General features: G+C 67.9%; 13 protein-coding genes. 6 read left to right on the top strand and 7 right to left on the bottom strand.

The features are described 5' to 3' along the window. The first annotated feature begins 203 nt into the window (after window positions 1-203). A complete protein-coding gene (locus QNJ67_16180) occupies window positions 204-869 on the top strand; it encodes a DUF1127 domain-containing protein (protein MDJ0610513.1) in 666 nt (221 codons plus the stop codon). Between the two features lie 336 nt (window positions 870-1,205). Continuing rightward, window positions 1,206-2,813: an ABC transporter substrate-binding protein gene (locus tag QNJ67_16175; protein MDJ0610512.1), complete on the top strand. Its 1,608-nt coding sequence runs from the start codon at window positions 1,206-1,208 to the stop codon at window positions 2,811-2,813. Window positions 2,814-2,871: 58 nt separating this feature from the next. On the opposite strand, the gene QNJ67_16170 is transcribed toward QNJ67_16175, so the two are convergent. The 5 genes from QNJ67_16170 to QNJ67_16150 all read right to left on the bottom strand — a co-directional run bounded on the left by QNJ67_16170 (window position 2,872) and on the right by QNJ67_16150 (window position 9,816). After that, window positions 2,872-2,997: a hypothetical protein gene (locus QNJ67_16170; protein MDJ0610511.1), complete on the bottom strand. Its 126-nt coding sequence runs from the start codon at window positions 2,995-2,997 to the stop codon at window positions 2,872-2,874. A gap of 274 nt (window positions 2,998-3,271) precedes the next feature. Then, window positions 3,272-5,959, bottom strand: a complete 2,688-nt coding sequence (locus QNJ67_16165; protein MDJ0610510.1) for a hypothetical protein — start codon at window positions 5,957-5,959, stop codon at window positions 3,272-3,274. 233 nt (window positions 5,960-6,192) lie between these two features. After that, a complete protein-coding gene (locus tag QNJ67_16160) occupies window positions 6,193-7,053 on the bottom strand; it encodes a 50S ribosomal protein L11 methyltransferase (GenBank protein MDJ0610509.1) in 861 nt (286 codons plus the stop codon). A gap of 5 nt (window positions 7,054-7,058) precedes the next feature. Continuing rightward, window positions 7,059-9,344: a UvrD-helicase domain-containing protein gene (locus QNJ67_16155; protein MDJ0610508.1), complete on the bottom strand. Its 2,286-nt coding sequence runs from the start codon at window positions 9,342-9,344 to the stop codon at window positions 7,059-7,061. Between the two features lie 55 nt (window positions 9,345-9,399). After that, on the bottom strand, window positions 9,400-9,816 hold the full coding sequence (locus QNJ67_16150) for a DUF1761 domain-containing protein (protein MDJ0610507.1): 417 nt from the start codon (window positions 9,814-9,816) through the stop codon (window positions 9,400-9,402). Between the two features lie 125 nt (window positions 9,817-9,941). Between QNJ67_16150 and QNJ67_16145 the strand changes: the two genes are divergently transcribed. Further along, window positions 9,942-11,084: a M14 family metallopeptidase gene (locus tag QNJ67_16145; protein ID MDJ0610506.1), complete on the top strand. Its 1,143-nt coding sequence runs from the start codon at window positions 9,942-9,944 to the stop codon at window positions 11,082-11,084. Window positions 11,085-11,158: 74 nt separating this feature from the next. Further along, window positions 11,159-12,169 (top strand): S1C family serine protease, encoded by a 1,011-nt coding sequence (locus QNJ67_16140; GenBank protein ID MDJ0610505.1) that lies wholly within the window; start codon window positions 11,159-11,161, stop codon window positions 12,167-12,169. Between the two features lie 4 nt (window positions 12,170-12,173). Here the strand turns inward: QNJ67_16140 and QNJ67_16135 are convergent, their stop codons facing one another. Together QNJ67_16135 and QNJ67_16130 are read right to left on the bottom strand one after the other, a co-directional pair. Then, complete coding sequence (locus QNJ67_16135; GenBank protein ID MDJ0610504.1) at window positions 12,174-12,917, bottom strand: flavodoxin family protein; 744 nt, start codon at window positions 12,915-12,917, stop codon at window positions 12,174-12,176. A gap of 28 nt (window positions 12,918-12,945) precedes the next feature. After that, a complete protein-coding gene (locus QNJ67_16130) occupies window positions 12,946-14,229 on the bottom strand; it encodes a cation:proton antiporter (protein MDJ0610503.1) in 1,284 nt (427 codons plus the stop codon). Between the two features lie 146 nt (window positions 14,230-14,375). Between QNJ67_16130 and QNJ67_16125 the strand changes: the two genes are divergently transcribed. Further along, window positions 14,376-14,822, top strand: a complete 447-nt coding sequence (locus QNJ67_16125) for a gamma-glutamylcyclotransferase family protein (GenBank protein MDJ0610502.1) — start codon at window positions 14,376-14,378, stop codon at window positions 14,820-14,822. Beyond that, the coding region (locus QNJ67_16120) for a YbfB/YjiJ family MFS transporter (GenBank protein MDJ0610501.1) at window positions 14,819-15,363 on the top strand (545 nt) is incomplete at its 3' end. The genes QNJ67_16125 and QNJ67_16120, both read left to right, overlap by 4 nt.

The raw sequence follows: 15,363 nt of genomic DNA, 5'->3' as shown, positions 1-15,363 counted from the left end.
ACCCTTGTGGCGAGCTCTGTGATACGGGCAGTCCGGGGGTCCGCAGCTATGCCGGAAACGCATTGCTGCATCGCAATAACTCCGTTCCGTTCTTGAGATCCTCGTAACTACTTTACGCGTAGACCATTGCAACCATTACGGTTAGATCGGTCCCGCGACCGCAGTGGCCCGGGCCCCCGCGTCACGAAGGAAAGGAAAGAAAGATGACCCGTTTGACCGAACGCGAACGCTCCATGATCCAGCGCGCCAAGCGGCAGAGTTGGGAGCGCGCGGCCGACCCGCAGGAGTTCCAGCGGCTGGTCAGCCAGGCGCGCGCGGCCCAGGGCGCCGCAATCCGCGCGGCACTCAGCGGCGGCTTCAGCCGGCTGGCCCGCTATAGCGGCCTCGCCGACCTCGCCTATCTCGTCAAGACCGGCGTGATCGACCGGCTGCGCCGGGCGAGCTGCTACCGGCGGACGCTCGACGAGCTGCGCCACCTCGACCCGCACCGGCTGAGCGACATCGGCATGACCCACGACGACGTCGAGCGTTATGCCTGGCAGGCCGCCATGATGCAGTACCCCAAATCCCAGTCGGCGCCCTGGTTGCTGACCAGGATCCGCTTCCACTTCCGCCGCCAGGCGCTGATCCATCAGCTCGCCAGGCTTGACGACCGCGCCCTGCGCGACATCGGGATCGAGCGCAGCAACATCGTCGCCACCGTGGATCGGATGCTGGCCGACAAGGCGCCCGCCGAGGCGGCCCCCGCCCCCGCGGCGGCCCTTCCCACGGTGCTTCGTCCGGGCGCCGTCGAGGTGCTGACGGAGGCCGCGGCCGAGCGGAGCGGCTACGACCTGTTCAACCTGGATACGGCGCGCCGCGCCGCCTAGAGCGGATCATGTTTAGGTGGAACCACTTCGTGGTTTCCAGTTAAACGTCTGAATCCGCTCTACATCATAGGTTTAGAGCAGATTCACCGGGTTGATGGATCGCCCGTGGCGATTCCATCAAACCCGGATCTGCTCTAGGACAAGACCCGATCGAGGGATCGCCCCAGGCGATCCCTCGATCGGGCTTCCATTAGAGCGACTTCGCTCTTCCCGAGTTCTCACGTCGCCTGCCACTTTTTGCGGCGGCCCCTACCACGGGGCCGCCGTTTTTCTGTTAGGATCGGCAAAGCGACGATTAGATCGCAGACGTCAGACAGGACGACCGGGGAGATGACCATGAGTAACGACGACACCTTCAAGCAACTGGCCGGTCTTGCGGACGGCCTCGTCAAGGGACGGGTTTCGCGCCGCGAGTTCATCGGCCGGGCCATGGCGCTCGGCTTGAGCGCGGCCGCGGCCGCCAGCCTCGCCGGCAGCGCCGTGATGGCCGCCGGCCCGAAAAAGGGCGGCCGCCTGCGGGTCGGCCTCGCGGAGGGCGCCACCACGGATTCGCTCGATCCGCAGACCTACACCGACATCTACATGATTTCGCTCGGCTTCGGGACGCACAACACGCTGACCGAGATCAACCCGGAAGGCGAGCTGGTCGGCGACGTGGTGGAGTCCTGGGACGCCTCCGACGACGCCACGCAGTGGACCTTCAAGCTGCGCAAGGGGATCGAGTTCTCCAACGGCAAGACCATGACCGCCGAGGACGTGATCGTCTCGCTCAACCATCACCGCGGCGAGGACTCCAAGTCGGCCGCCAAGTCCAATGTCGACCCGATCGACGACATCAAGGCGGACGGCGCCGACACCGTGGTCTTCACCCTGAAGAGCGCCAACGCCGACTTCCCCTTCCTGATGGCCGACTATCACCTGCTGATCATGCCGGCGGTCGACGGCAAGGCGGACTGGAAGAACTACGTCGGGACCGGCGGCTACGTGCTGGACAACCACGAGGCCGGCGTGCGCTCCACCATGAAGCGCAACCCGAACTACTGGAAGGCCGACCGGGCGCACTTCGACGAGGTCGAGCTGCTGGTCATCGCCGACGTGGCGGCGCGCCAAAACGGCGTGGTGACAGACGAGGTCGACGTGATCAGCCGCTGCGACCTCAAGACGGTCCATCTGCTGAAGCGCCGGCCCGGCGTCCGGGTCGAGGAGGAGACCGGGTTCCTGCACTACACGGCGCCGATGAACACAACGGTCGCGCCGTTCGACAACAACGACGTCCGCCTCGCCCTGAAGCACGCGGTCGACCGCCAGCAGTTGCTGGACCGCATCCTCAAGGGGCACGGCACCCTGGGCAACGACCACCCGATCGCCCCGTCCGTGCCGTTCCACGCCGAGCTCGAGCAGCGCAGCTACGACCCCGACAAGGCCAAGTTCCACCTCAAGCAGGCCGGTCTGGACAGCCTGAAGGTGCAGATCTCGGCCGCCGACGCGGCCTTCGCCGGGGCGGTCGACGCCGCCGTGCTGTTGCGAGAGCACGCGGCGCCGGCGGGCATCGAGATCGACGTCGCGCGCGAGCCGAACGACGGCTACTGGTCGAACGTCTGGATGAAGAAGCCCTGGTGCATGTGCTACTGGGGCGGCCGCCCGACCCAGGACTGGATGTTCTCCCAGGCCTACGCCGAGGGGGCGAACTGGAACGACACCTACTGGAGCCACGAGCGCTTCAACATGCTGCTCAAGGCCGGCCGCGGCGAGCTCGACGCGGCCAAGCGCAGCGAGATCTACCGCGAGATGCAGCAGATCGTGCGCGACGAGGGCGGCGTCGTGGTCTGGGCATTCGCCAACTACGTCTACGCCATGCGCGACAAGGTCCAGCACGGGCCCAAGGTGGCGGCGAACTGGGAGCTTGACGGCGGCCGCTACGTCGAGCGCTGGTGGATGAGCTGAGCTTGCGGACGTGGTCCGCAGTGAGGAGACCCACTGCGGACCACCTCGCCGTCCGGCACTAGATGATCATGGACAGGTGGGAACAGGCGACCATCGCGGCCATGAACAGGCCGAGGGCCGCCCAGGACGCCAGGACATCGCGGCGCGTCGCCCGATGTGCGTTGGCGTAATCTTCGTACTCCATAACAAAACACTCCATCGCGTAACTGGCGTTTGGCGGCCTGATCGCACGAGAAGCGAAGGTATTGCTGTGGCAATACACACAATCTTCCAATTTTATTTGAAGTTTCCACCAGTGATATTTTGGCGGGACGGATGAGAACTATCACAAGTTTTATTACAGTAGCTAAGGTTCACAGACCCCAGAGCATCGCCCCAGCGCTGCTGATCCGACGCTGAAACAGCGACGGCCTCCCGGCGGTAACCGGGAGGCCGCGCATTTCTGGATCCTTTCGGGGTCAGAGTTGGTTGCAGGCAAAGCGCATGCCGGCAAACACGAACGTCTCGAAGTTCGCGGCTTTGAGCGTGACGCCCCGCACGTTGAACTTGATCTTGTTGGCGATGCAGTCGGCCGAGATACGCCCGCCCGCATCATGGAACGCGCTCTTCGAGAAGCCGAATGCGAGCTCGTCCCTGACCCCGGCACCACCATCCATGTGGGCGTGGCCGTAGCCGAAGACGCGGTCGTTGCCGCCACCCGTCCTGATCCGAATTCCGCCACCGAAGCTGTTGACGTCGACGATCGTGACATCGACGTCGGTCACGATCGAGTCGTTCGCGGGGCCGGTGTCGATAGTGCCGCGGCCGCCGATATCGAAGGCCGCGCCACCCGGGCTGGTGGTCGCCTTGGCGGTGATCTCGTCCGCACCCCCCTGCGTCTTGAGCACGCTCCTGTCCGCCACGAAGATGCCGAACGCACTGACCGCTCCGATGCCGCCGACGTCCTGGGCGTCGGCGGTGCCGTCGATGACGTCACCGTCGCTGCCGGTAAGGAGAATGCCTGCCTCCTGGGGAAGGCGGGCATTGCCCGAGACGCCGACACCGATTCCGATCGCATCGGCGCTCGCCTTGGTCCTGGCAGGGCTCAGTCCGACAAAAGGCGGAGTCCTGTCCAGAACGGCCTGGGCATCGCCCCTCAAGACATCTGCACCAGGGCCGGCGTTGGCGTTGGTGAACAGCAGACCGAAGGCATCGACGTCGTTTCCGCCCGTGGACCTGGCGATACCGTCCAGCGTGTCGGCGCCGGCGCCGGTATCGATCAGGCCATCGTCCTTGTCGGCATCGAAATCGGGATCCTGCTCGCTGACACCGTTGAAGGCATCGGCGGTGACCTGCGTGACCCCGAAGGCGAAGGTTCCCAGGTTACCGCCCTTCGACAGGGCCCTGGCGCCGGCGCTCATCACCTCATCCGTGACCTCGTCACGGCTGCCCACGCGGATCGTGTCATCGCCGTCACCGAGGAAAAGATCGCCCTCGTCGATCTGCTCGGTCTGGAAGCCCGCCGCCTGCGTGATGTTGCGAGGATCGAGCGCCACGGCACGGGTGTCGCCGAACGCGTCGGAGATCGCGAGCGCGGTCAGGTCGAAGAAGTCATTGCCGCCACCCGCATCGAACAACTCGCGGCTCTCGATACCCTCGGCGATGGTCAGGACGCCATTGCCGGAGGCCGTCGCGCTGGCCTTGACCGAGTCATTGCCGTTTCCTCCTTCACAGACGTACTTGCCTACGCCCGCGTCGAATACGGCGTCGTCGAGGCAGACCTTGTTGCGGTTTTCCCAGCCGTCGGCGATCCCTTCCGGCTGCTCGCCGGCGAGAGCGGGATCGTTGAATGGCAGCTGACGCAGATGAACCGATCTCGAGGTCAGGTCGAAGCTATCGTCGCCGTCGCCGGCCACGAAGACGCCCCGGTTTCCCAGACCGTCGGCGGCCGCCAGGTCATCGACGGCGCTGGCGAAGATGTTGCTGGTGAAGCGGTCGTTGCCCGGGCCCATGTCGAACAGGGTCGCGTCGTTCACTTCCAACCCCAGACCCGTGATGATCCCGACGCTGCTGTTGTCCAGGGCATCCGCCAGGCCCTTGGCGCGGCTGATGGTCGACGTGACCGTGACCGTGGAGTTGACGGCGTCGTTGCCGTTACCGAGCAGAATGGTGCCGGCGTTCTCGATCCCGTCGCCGATGACCTCCAGGTCATCGTCTTCATCCAGGTTGGTCTCGCCGGATACGTTGAGGATGACGTTGGCATTGAGCTGGTCACCACCCGAACCCGTGTCCAGCGTACCGGTCGTGAGCTCGAAGGGATCGACGTTGATTGGCGGGCTTCCGTACATCCAGAAGACCTCGGCCTCCGTGGGGCCGTCGACCACGATACCGTTGGCCCCGGCGAAGAAGATTCCCTGATCCCCTTGGCCGGTGACGGTGACGCTGGCCGACCCGCTGACGACGTCGGCGCCGCCGCCCGTCTCCATGAGGCCGATCTCCGCCGGAATCAGCGGGGGTTCGCTGCCACCGCCGGAGATCGTGTCGTCGTCGACATCCGATTGCCCGACGGAGACGCCGCGCGCCTCGGTGGTCGTCTCGCCCGTCGACGTGGCCGTGCCGATAACCCGGTCGCGGCCACCTCGCGTGAAGACCTCGCCGGTCAGGAAGCCGTAGGCGCCGACGTCGTCCCGACCGTTGGCCACTGCCCTGCCGTCGATGACGTCGCCGCCGCCGCCGGTGTCAATCGTGGCGACGCCCGCCGCGGGGTTCTGCCGGTTGATGTTGGTAATGCCGAAAGACAGGGCGCCGCCCCCTCGACCATGGGCCTGGGCGGTGCCCGAGCCACTGATCCGATCGTCGCCGGCACCTGTGTCGATCGCACCCGCCGACACTTCTTCGTTCACGATGCCGGCGGCCTCGGCAGAGCTGGAACCATTGGCGACGGCATCGCCTTGAACGCTGTCGTTGTTGTCGCCCGTCACGATGTTTCCCGGATTGACAATGCCGCTGTCGCTGGCATTGACGTTCATATCGCTGCTGCCATTGGAAACGACGACGTCGACCCCGCCGGCAAGAGCCGGGGAAGCCGAGAGGCAAACCAGGATGGCGAGGAGGCAGGTCGACCGCCCCTCGCAATCCCGTCCGCCGGTTCGCGTCAGACCACGCATGTCAGAATCTCCTATGGCATTGTAAGAACACTTACGTGATCGGGAATGTACTAAAACGTATGAATTACTCGCGTGTTATATTTGTGGTACGCAAGATAAAGTTGTGTAATAATCAAAATTATATGAGAATTATTTAGACGTTTTAGAATAATTAGAGTCGCCAATACAAAAATACTTTTGGCGTTATATTTCGGAGAGTTCTGGGTATCCGGGGGCGACCCGGTGAGTTCGCTCTACCGCCGAAGCACCAGGGTCGTCCAACCGCCCAGCTCGATCCTGCCCGCAAGACGCAGGCCCTGGGCCCGGTGCGCGGCCAGCACCGATACTTGCTGTCGGCTGAGCAGGCCGGAGAGCACCGCGACCCCGCCCGGCGCCAGGTGGCGAGCCAGCTCGGGCGCCATGGCCGCGAGCGGTCCGGCCAGGATGTTGGCAACGATCAGGTCGTAGGGGCCGCGGCGCGCGACCTCGGGCCCGCGGTAGCCCTCGCCCAGGCGCGCCCGAACCAGCGGCCGGACCCGGTTGAGGCCGGCGTTTTCGCGGGTCACGGCGACGGCCTGGCGGTCGTTGTCGACGGCCAGGACGGGCCGGCGCCAGAGACGCGCCATGGCGATCGCCAGGAGGCCGGAGCCGCAGCCCATGTCGAGCGGCCGGTGGACCGCCCGCTTCCTGGCCAGGGCGCTCAGGGCCAGAAGGCAGCCCCGCGTCGACTCGTGGCGTCCCGTGCCGAAGGCCGTGGCGGCGTCGATCAGGATCGGGACCCGGCCGGCCGCCGGGACATCGGTCACGTGGGAGCCGTGGACGAAGAAACGGCCGACCGCGATGGGCGGCAGGGCCTTGTGGCTCTCGGCGACCCAGTCGACCTCGGGCAGGGGCGCGCTGTCGAAGAGCGGGGTCTCGAGTCCCGCCGCCGCGGCCGCGGCGGCCAGGCAGGCGGTCACCGCGCCGCGGTCAGGTGCGCCCTCCAGGTAGAGCCGCAGCGCCGCCGCAGCGCCCTTCTCGTCGACCACCAGCGCGCCGCCGAGGGTCTCCAGCGCCGCCTCGAAGAGCGGGAGCGCCGGGCGCGGCACCTCGAGGGACAGGACCCAGGCGGTCAAGCGCGTCAGCCCGCCTGGTCTTCGGGCACGACGAAGCCGGCCATGACCTTCTTCTCGCCCGCCTTGTCGAAGGCGATGGTCAGGCGCTCGCCCTCGACCCGCCCAACCGTGCCGTAGCCGAACTTCCGGTGAAACACCCGGTCGCCCGCACCGTAGCCGCCCGGCGCATCGGTCTCGACCAGGGTCGGGGTCAGCTCGATGAAGCGGCTGGCCTGTCCGGCCCGCTCCCGGGCGCGCGCCATGCCCGGCGTCAGCCGGCTCGAGCCCCACTCTCCGGCGGCCGGTTCGGCGAAGCCGCCGCGCGGCGCGCTGTACATGCCGGGTTCGATCTCGCGCTCGATCATGTCCTCGGGCAGTTCGTCGATGAAGCGGGACTGATAGTTGTCCGACCAGGTGCCGTGGATGCGCCGGCTGTCGGCGGTGGAGATGACGACCCGCTTGCGCGCCCGGGTCAGGCCGACATAGGCCAGCCGCCGCTCTTCCTCCAGGCCACCGACGCCGCCCTGGTCGAGCGCCCTCTGGTTCGGGAAGATCCCCTCTTCCCAGCCGGGCAGGAACACCGTGTCGAACTCCAGGCCCTTGGCGGCGTGCAGGGTCATCAGGGTGACCTGGTCCTGGTCGCGGTTGTCGATCGCCTCCATCACCAGGCTGACGTGCTCGAGGAATCCGGCCAGGCTGTCGAACTCCGCCAGGGCGGCCATCAGCTCCTTGAGGTTGTCGAGCCGGCCCGGCGCCTCGGCCGACTTGTCATCGCGCCACATCTGCACGTAGCCGGATTCCTCGAGAACCGTCTCGGCCAGCTCGACGTGGTCGCCGTCCTGGGCCTGCTGGCGCCAGCGGGCGAAATCGAGCAGCAGGTCGGTCAGGGCGCGGCGCGCGGCGGGCCGCAGCTCGTCGGTTTCGACCAGCTCTCCCGCGGCGCGCAGCAGCGGCAGCTCCTGGGCCCGGGCGTGGCGGTGCAGCAGGCGCAGGGTGGCGTCGCCGAGGCCGCGCTTGGGCTTGTTGAGGATCCGCTCGAAGGCGAGGTCGTGGTCGGGCTGCTGCACCACGCGCAGGTAGGAGAGCGCGTCGCGGATCTCCATGCGCTCGTAGAAGCGCGGGCCCCCAACCACCCGGTAAGGCAGGCCGAGGGTAATGAAGCGCTCCTCGAACTCGCGGGTCTGGGCGCCGGCGCGGACCAGGATGGCGATCTCGGACAGCGCGTGGCCCTTGCGTTGCAGCGCCTCTATCTCCTCGCCGACGAAGCGGGCCTCGGCCTCGCCGTCGTAGACGCGACGCCAGCGCAACAGCTCGGATTGGCCGCCGCCCTCCTCGGTGAAGAGCGTCTTGCCGAGGCGGCCCTTGTTGTGGGCAATCAGACCCGAGGCCGCCGCCAGGATCGGGCTGGTCGAGCGGTAGTTGCGCTCCAGCCGCACCACCTTGGCCTCGGGCATGTCGCTCTCGAAGCGCAGGATGTTGCCGACCTCGGCGCCGCGCCATCCGTAGATCGACTGGTCGTCGTCGCCGACGCAACAGAGGTTGCGGTGGCCCTGGGCGAGCAGCCGGAGCCAGAGATACTGGGCGACGTTGGTGTCCTGGTACTCGTCGACCAGGATGTAGCGGAAGCGCCGGTGCGCCTCCTCGAGCACTTCGGGGTGGTCCTGGAGTAGGGTCACGCTGTGCAGCAGCAGATCGCCGAAGTCGCAGGCGTTCAGGATCTTCAGGCGATCCTGGTAGGCGCGGTAGATCTCGATCAGGCGGCCGCCGGCCAGCTCGCCGGCGGCCTGGCCGCGCTGGCCCGCCGGCACCTTGTCAGGGGTCAGCGCCCGGTCCTTCCAGCGCTCGATCACCGCCAGCACGGCGCGCGCCGGCGACTTCTTGGTATCGATCTCCTCGGCCTCGAGCAGCTGCTTGATCAGGCGCAGCTGGTCGTCGGTGTCGAGGATCGTGAAGTCGGGGCGAAGACCGACCAGCTCCGCGTGGCGCCGCAGCATGCGCGCGGCCAGCGAGTGGAAGGTGCCGAGCCACCAGCCCTCGACCGGGCGGCCGATCAGGGCGGCGACCCGCTGCTTCATCTCTGAGGCGGCCTTGTTGGTGAAGGTGACCGCGAGGATCTGGCCCGGCGACGCCTTGCCGGTGATCAGGAGATGCGCCAGGCGCGTGGTCAGGACGCGGGTCTTGCCGGTCCCGGCGCCGGCCAGAACCAGCACCGGCCCGTCGAGCGCCAGCACGGCCTCGCGCTGCGCCTCGTTGAGCGCGGCGAGATAGGGATAGCGCAGGTCTTCGCTTTGGACGTCGAGGCTTTCCGCCATGGCTCCTTATACCAGAGGCGCCCGATTACCAAAGACCCGCCTTGCGCCCCGCGGTCTAGACGCCGAACTGGCCGATGATGACGCCCTGGATCAGCAGAACGCCGAGCCAGAAGCCGCCGTCGATCACGGTCAGCATGCGCCGCGCGCCCTGAAAGGTGTGGTTGACCGCCATGGTGGTGAGCACGAACCCGACCCAGACGAAACCGGCGGTAATCACCCCGTTCCTCATCGTGACCTGACCCTCACCGAGATGACCCAGCGTCCCGGCCAGGACCCAGGCCATGACCAGCTGCGCCACCGCGGCGATGACGAACGACAGCGCTGAGGTGGCGCCCTCCCGGACCTCCGCCTCCGTCTTGCCGAGCGCCGCCATCCAGGCCTTGCCCAGCACCGTGTAGTAGACCGCGCCGAAGGCGAAACTGGCGACCGCCGCGACCAGAATCGCCAGATAGTTCATGCCCGCGAAAACCATCCTTCTCCTCCCGCATGGGTCTCACGCCTTCTCTTCGATCCTGTCCGATCGGAGCGGACCGCAAAAGAGCGCCCGTCGGTATCTGACACTTGACCCGGCGGAACGGGCCATTCTCTAGTAACGCCATGACCCGCTCCATCGAAGAAATCTCCCTGCCCGGTTCGACGCCCGGGACCGCGCGCCGGGTGATGCTGCGGCGCTACGGCGCGGCCGGCGCGCGCCCCAGGGCCTACCTGCAGGCCTCGGTCCACGCCGACGAGACCCCGGCCCTTCTTGTCGCGCACCACCTCGCCCGCCTGCTCGACGCGGCCGCAGCGGCGGGAGAGATCACGGGCGAGATCGTGCTGGTGCCCTACGCCAACCCGCTCGGCCTCGGCAACGTCGTCAACGCCTACCACCTGGGCCGCTACGAGCTGGGCGGCGCCGGCAATTTCAACCGCAACTGGCCGGACCTGCTGGCGCCCGTCGCCGACAAGGTGGCGGGAAAGCTGACGGACAACGGCGAGGCGAACGTCGCCCTGATCCGCGCGGCCATGGCCGAGGTCGTCGCGGCCCTGCCGGCGGCCAGTGAGATCCAGGGCCTGCGCCGAGTCCTCGCGCGCGAGGCCTGCCAGTCGGACCTGGTGCTCGACCTGCACTGCGACGACGATGCGCTCATGCACCTCTTCATCATCCCGGCGCTCTGGCCGGCGGCGGCCGATCTGGCGGCCGAGCTTGAGTGCCGCGCGGTCATGACCTCCGACCCCGCGGGCGGCGATCCCTTCGACGAAGCCTTCTCGTCGGTCTGGACGCGCCTCGCCGAACGCTTTCCGGACCATCCGATACCCCAGGGCTGCTTCTCGGCCACGGTCGAGCTGCGCGGTCAGGCCGACGTCGCCGACGCGCTGGCCGCGGCCGACGCCGCCGCGCTATTCCGCGTCCTTCAACGCCGCGGCGTGATCGCCGGCGACCCGGGACCGATTCCCGCGGCGCTCTGCACCGCGACCCGCCTGGACGCCGCAGACTCGGTCAAGGCGCCGGCGGCCGGCGTGCTCAGCTACACGGCGGCGCTGGGCGACCAGGTCTCGGCGGGTCAGATGATCGCCGAGCTGATCGACCCGGCGGCGGAGGACCCGGCGAAGGGCCGCCAGCCCATCGTCACGCGGGCGAGCGGCCTGCTGCTGTCGCGCCGCCTGCTCAAGTACGTCACGCCCGGCACGACGGTGGCCAAGGTGGTCGGGGACCAGCCGCTCGGCCACCGCGAAGGCGGCTATCTCCTGGAAGACTGAGCGGGCCTTACCGTCTGCTCTCGGGCGCCGCCCGTGCTATGCTGCTTTACCGGCATCGAGAAGGAACGGCCGCCATGCCCGCCTCTGCCAAAGCCCGCCGCTTTCAGAACCCCAGCGCGCTACGCGGGCTCCTCCTACTCGCCGCACTGGTCGCGGTCCTGCTGGCGCTGTCGCCCGCCCGGGCGGATGTGCTCGACGCGGTGGTCGGCGTGCGCGCGACGATCCCCGCCGATGCGCGGACCGCCCCGGTGCTGGGCACCCAGCGCGAGGGCTCCGGCGTGGTGATCGGCGAAGCCGGTCTGGTGCTCACCATCGGCTATCTTATCCTGGAGGCGGAGTCGGCCGAGATCCTCCTGCCGGAAGACCGGGCACTGCCGGCCGAGATCCTGGCCTACGACTACGACACCGGCTTCGGCCTGCTGCGCGCGATCGGCAGCCTGGATGTCGAACCGATCCCGCTGGGCAGCTCGGACGCGCTGGATCCGCAGAGCCGGGTGCTGGTCGCCAGCTTCGCCGACAGCGTCTCGGCCAGCGCGGCCTTCGTCGTCTCGCGCCGCGAGTTCGCCGGCTATTGGGAGTATCTGCTGCCCCAGGCGATCTTCACCACGCCGCCGCACCCCGGCTACGGCGGCGCCAGCCTGATCGGCGAAGACGGCCGGCTGCTTGGCATCGGCTCGCTGCTGGTCGCCGACGCCGCGGAGGACGCCGGCCTGCCCGGCAACATGTTCGTGCCGATCGACGCGCTCAAGCCGATCCTCGCCGAGCTGCTGGAGAAGGGGCGCGCCGCGGCCACGCCCCGACCCTGGCTCGGCGTCTATGCCGAGGAGGCCCACGGCCGGGTCTTCGTCACCCGCGTGGCGCCGGAAGGTCCGGCAGCAGCAGCCGGCCTCGAGGCGGAAGACCTGATACTCGCGGTCAAGGGCGAGCCGGTTGCCGACACCGCGGACTTCTACCGCAAGATCTGGGCGCTCGGCGACGCCGGCGTGAAGGTGCCGCTTACCGTGCTGCGCGGCGCACAGCCGACCGACCTGACCGTCACCTCGGGCGACCGCTACGACTACCTGAAGCTCCAGCACGCCTATTGAAGGCTCACCGGTACTCCGGGTTGGGATAGTCGAAGCGGCAGCCGGCGTCCCAGGCCGAGCGCTGGTTGCCGTGGGCCGGGATGCCGCCGGCGTCCTTGATCATGCGCGCCAGGTGCAGGAGGTTCCAGGCCATGAAGGTCGTGTTGCGGTTGGTGAAGTCGTTCTCCGGCCCACCCGAATCGGGGTCCAGGTAGGAGGGCCCCGGTCCCGCCGGGCCGAGCCAGCCGGAGTCGGCCTGGGGCGGGATCACGTAGCCCAGGTGCTGCAGCGAGTAGAGGATGTTCATCGAGCAGTGCTTGGCGCCGTCCTCGTTGCCGGTGATCAGGCAGCCGCCGACCTTGCCGTAGTAGGCGTACTGGCCTTCGGCGTTGAGAATGTGGGAGTTGGCGTAGAGCCGCTCGATCACCTGGGTGCAGATCGAGGACTTCTCGCCCAGCCAGATCGGCGAGGTGATCACCAGAATGTCGGCCGCCTCGACCTTATTGTAGATCTCCGGCCAGTCGTCCCGCTCCCAGCCGTGCTCTTTCATGTCGGGATAGACGCCGGTCGCGATGGCGTGGTCGACCGGGCGGATGGTTTCGGTCTTGACGCCGTTCTTCTCGAAGATCGCCCGGGCGATGCGGATCAGCCCCTCGGTGTGGGAGAGGCCCGGCGAGCGCTTCAGGGTGCAGTTCAAGAAGAGCGCGTTCAAGTCGGAGTAGTCCCACTTGCTCTCGCTGCACCACTTTTCTTGCTGTTCGTTCAACATCGATTGTTCTCTCCTCTGTTTTCAGCTCTTACGAAAGCGGCCCGCTTGACGCGGCCACCATGCCGCTGCGGGTTGGCAGCTCGGAAACCGGCTTCATCTCCTCGCTGTCGCCCAATCGCTCCGCCAGTCGGCCGTACCAGCGCGCGGCGGGCCCGGCGGTCACGCCGTGCGCCAGTATGCTCAGCGCCACGGTGACGATGATGGTCACCAGAACGGTCTGGACGCCGGGCGAGACGACCTCTTCCAAGACCAGCAGGCCGAACAGCAGCGAGGCCAAGCCGCGCGGCCCGAACCAGGCGAGGAAGAAGATGGTCGGCAGGCGCAGCCGGGCGCCCAGCAGGGAGAGCGCGACCGGGATCATGCGCAGCAGCGTCAGGCTCAGCACGCCGTAGAGCACGATCGCCCAGTCGATGCGGCCCGCGGCTTCGGGCAGGATCGCCGCGCCGAAGATCAGGAAGGTGACCAGGGTCAGGAGCTGGCCTTCCGACTCGGCGAACTCGAAGATGAAGCCGCAGCGCCCGCGCACCTGGTTGCCGAACATCATCCCGGAAACGAAGGCGGCGATGAAGCCGTTGCCGCCGATCAGCTCGGCCCCAGCATAGGCCAGCAGGGCGGTTCCCAGGATGGCCGGCCCCTGGAAGCTCTCGCCCATCCACTCCCGCTCAACCGCCCGGTCGATCAGCTTCGCGCCCAGCACCCCGACGGCCAGGCCGGCGAGCGGGCCGAGCGTAATCTGCATGGCGCCGAACAGGAGCCAGTTCTGCTCGCCCGCCTCGGCATGGGTCGCGCTCGCCATGCAGCCGAAGAACAGCACGACCGGCAGGGCGATGCCGTCGTTCAGACCGCTCTCAACGTTGAGCGCCTGGCGAATACGCGCCGGGACCATAGGGCTGGACACCACCGACTGGCCGAGCGCCGCGTCGGTCGGCGCCAAGATCGCCGCGAGCAGCGCCGCCTCCCAGAAGCCGAGGCCGAGCGGCAGGCCGAGGGCCACGGCCGTACCGGCGGCGATCGTGAGCGGCATGCCGACCAGGAGCATGCGCTGCGGCAGATCGTGATCGCGCCGCAGTTGGCCCAGATCGATCCGGGCCGCGTCGGAGAAGAGAACGAGGATCAGCGTGACCTCGGCGAGGCCGTGAATGAACCCGTGGCCGAGGTCCAGATCGGCCAGCCCGAGCACGGCCTCGCCGATGACCAACCCGAAGGCCGTGAACACCATCGGCGGCGTCAAGATGCTGCTCTCGAGCCGCCGGGAAACCAGCGCAAAGCCGATGAGTCCTGCGGCGACAACCGCGATGGCCTGCCCGTCCATGTTTATGTTTACCCCCTCAGCCAAACATTTACGTACGACATGCCGGCTAGGATCAACTTTTTCCTATAGCATGCGAGATGCGCGCGCCCGACGAACGAATGCAATACAGTGTCAGAGCGGTCCGCGGCGAGCGACGGAACAGATCGATGCACCGCGTCTTCGTTTATGGAACGCTCAAGCGCGGCTTCCCCTATCACCAGACCGGACTCGCCGGGCAGCGCTTCCTGGCGGTCTGCCGCACCCTCGAGGCCTTTCCGCTGGTCATCGCCGGCCCCTGGTTCTCGCCCGTGCTGATCGCCGAGCCGGGAGCGGGACGCCGGGTGTTGGGCGAGCTCTACGCCGTGGACGGCGACGGCCTGGCCCTGCTCGACCGTCTCGAAGGCACGCACCTGCCGGGCGGCTATGAGCGGATCGAAATCGCGGTCAGCATCGCGGGCGCCGAAGATCCGGACCCCGCCTGGACCTACGTCAAGGCGCGCGAAGGCATCGGAGAAGTCCACACGGACTTTCTCGAGGAGTACCGGCACGACCCGCACTACGTCCCGGCGTCGCGCCGCGGCGCCGGCTCGGGCGGTCGAGGAAAAGGCTCATGACGACGAGCCTCTCGGCAAACGGCCCGACGGACCGGCCGCTGCTTCTGGCCTTCGGCGGCCTGCTCGCGCTTGCCGCGGCCATCGGCATCGGGCGCTTCATCTACACCCCCATCCTGCCCTTCATGGCCGAGGCGCTGGCACTCTCCAAGAGCGAGGCCGGCCTGATCGCGTCGGCCAACTTCCTGGGCTATCTGCTGGGCGCGCTGCTCGCCGCGCTGCCCGGAATTCCAGGCTCGCGGCGGGGCTGGCTGCTGGCGGCGCTCGCGGTCAGCGCGCTGACCACGGGCGCCATGGCGCTGACCACCGCGATGCCGGTTTTCCTCCTGCTCCGCCTGGCGGGCGGCATGGCCAGCGCCTTCGTCATGGTCTACGCCTCGGCCCTGGTGCTGGAACGCCTCGCCGCCGGCGGCCGCGGCGGCCTCTCGGCTTTGCACTTCGCCGGCGTCGGCGCGGGCATCGCCGTCTCGGCAGTGGCCGTTACCCTGGTCTCGGCCTTCGGCGGCGGCTGGCCCGAGCAGTGGTGGGCCGGCGCCGGCCTGTC

Source organism: Kiloniellales bacterium, from assembly GCA_030064845.1.
In the GTDB taxonomy this organism is placed as follows: domain Bacteria; phylum Pseudomonadota; class Alphaproteobacteria; order Kiloniellales; family JAKSDN01; genus JASJEC01.
The sequence above is the reverse complement of the archived record's forward strand: the minus strand, read 5'-3'. Positions and strand labels throughout refer to the sequence as shown.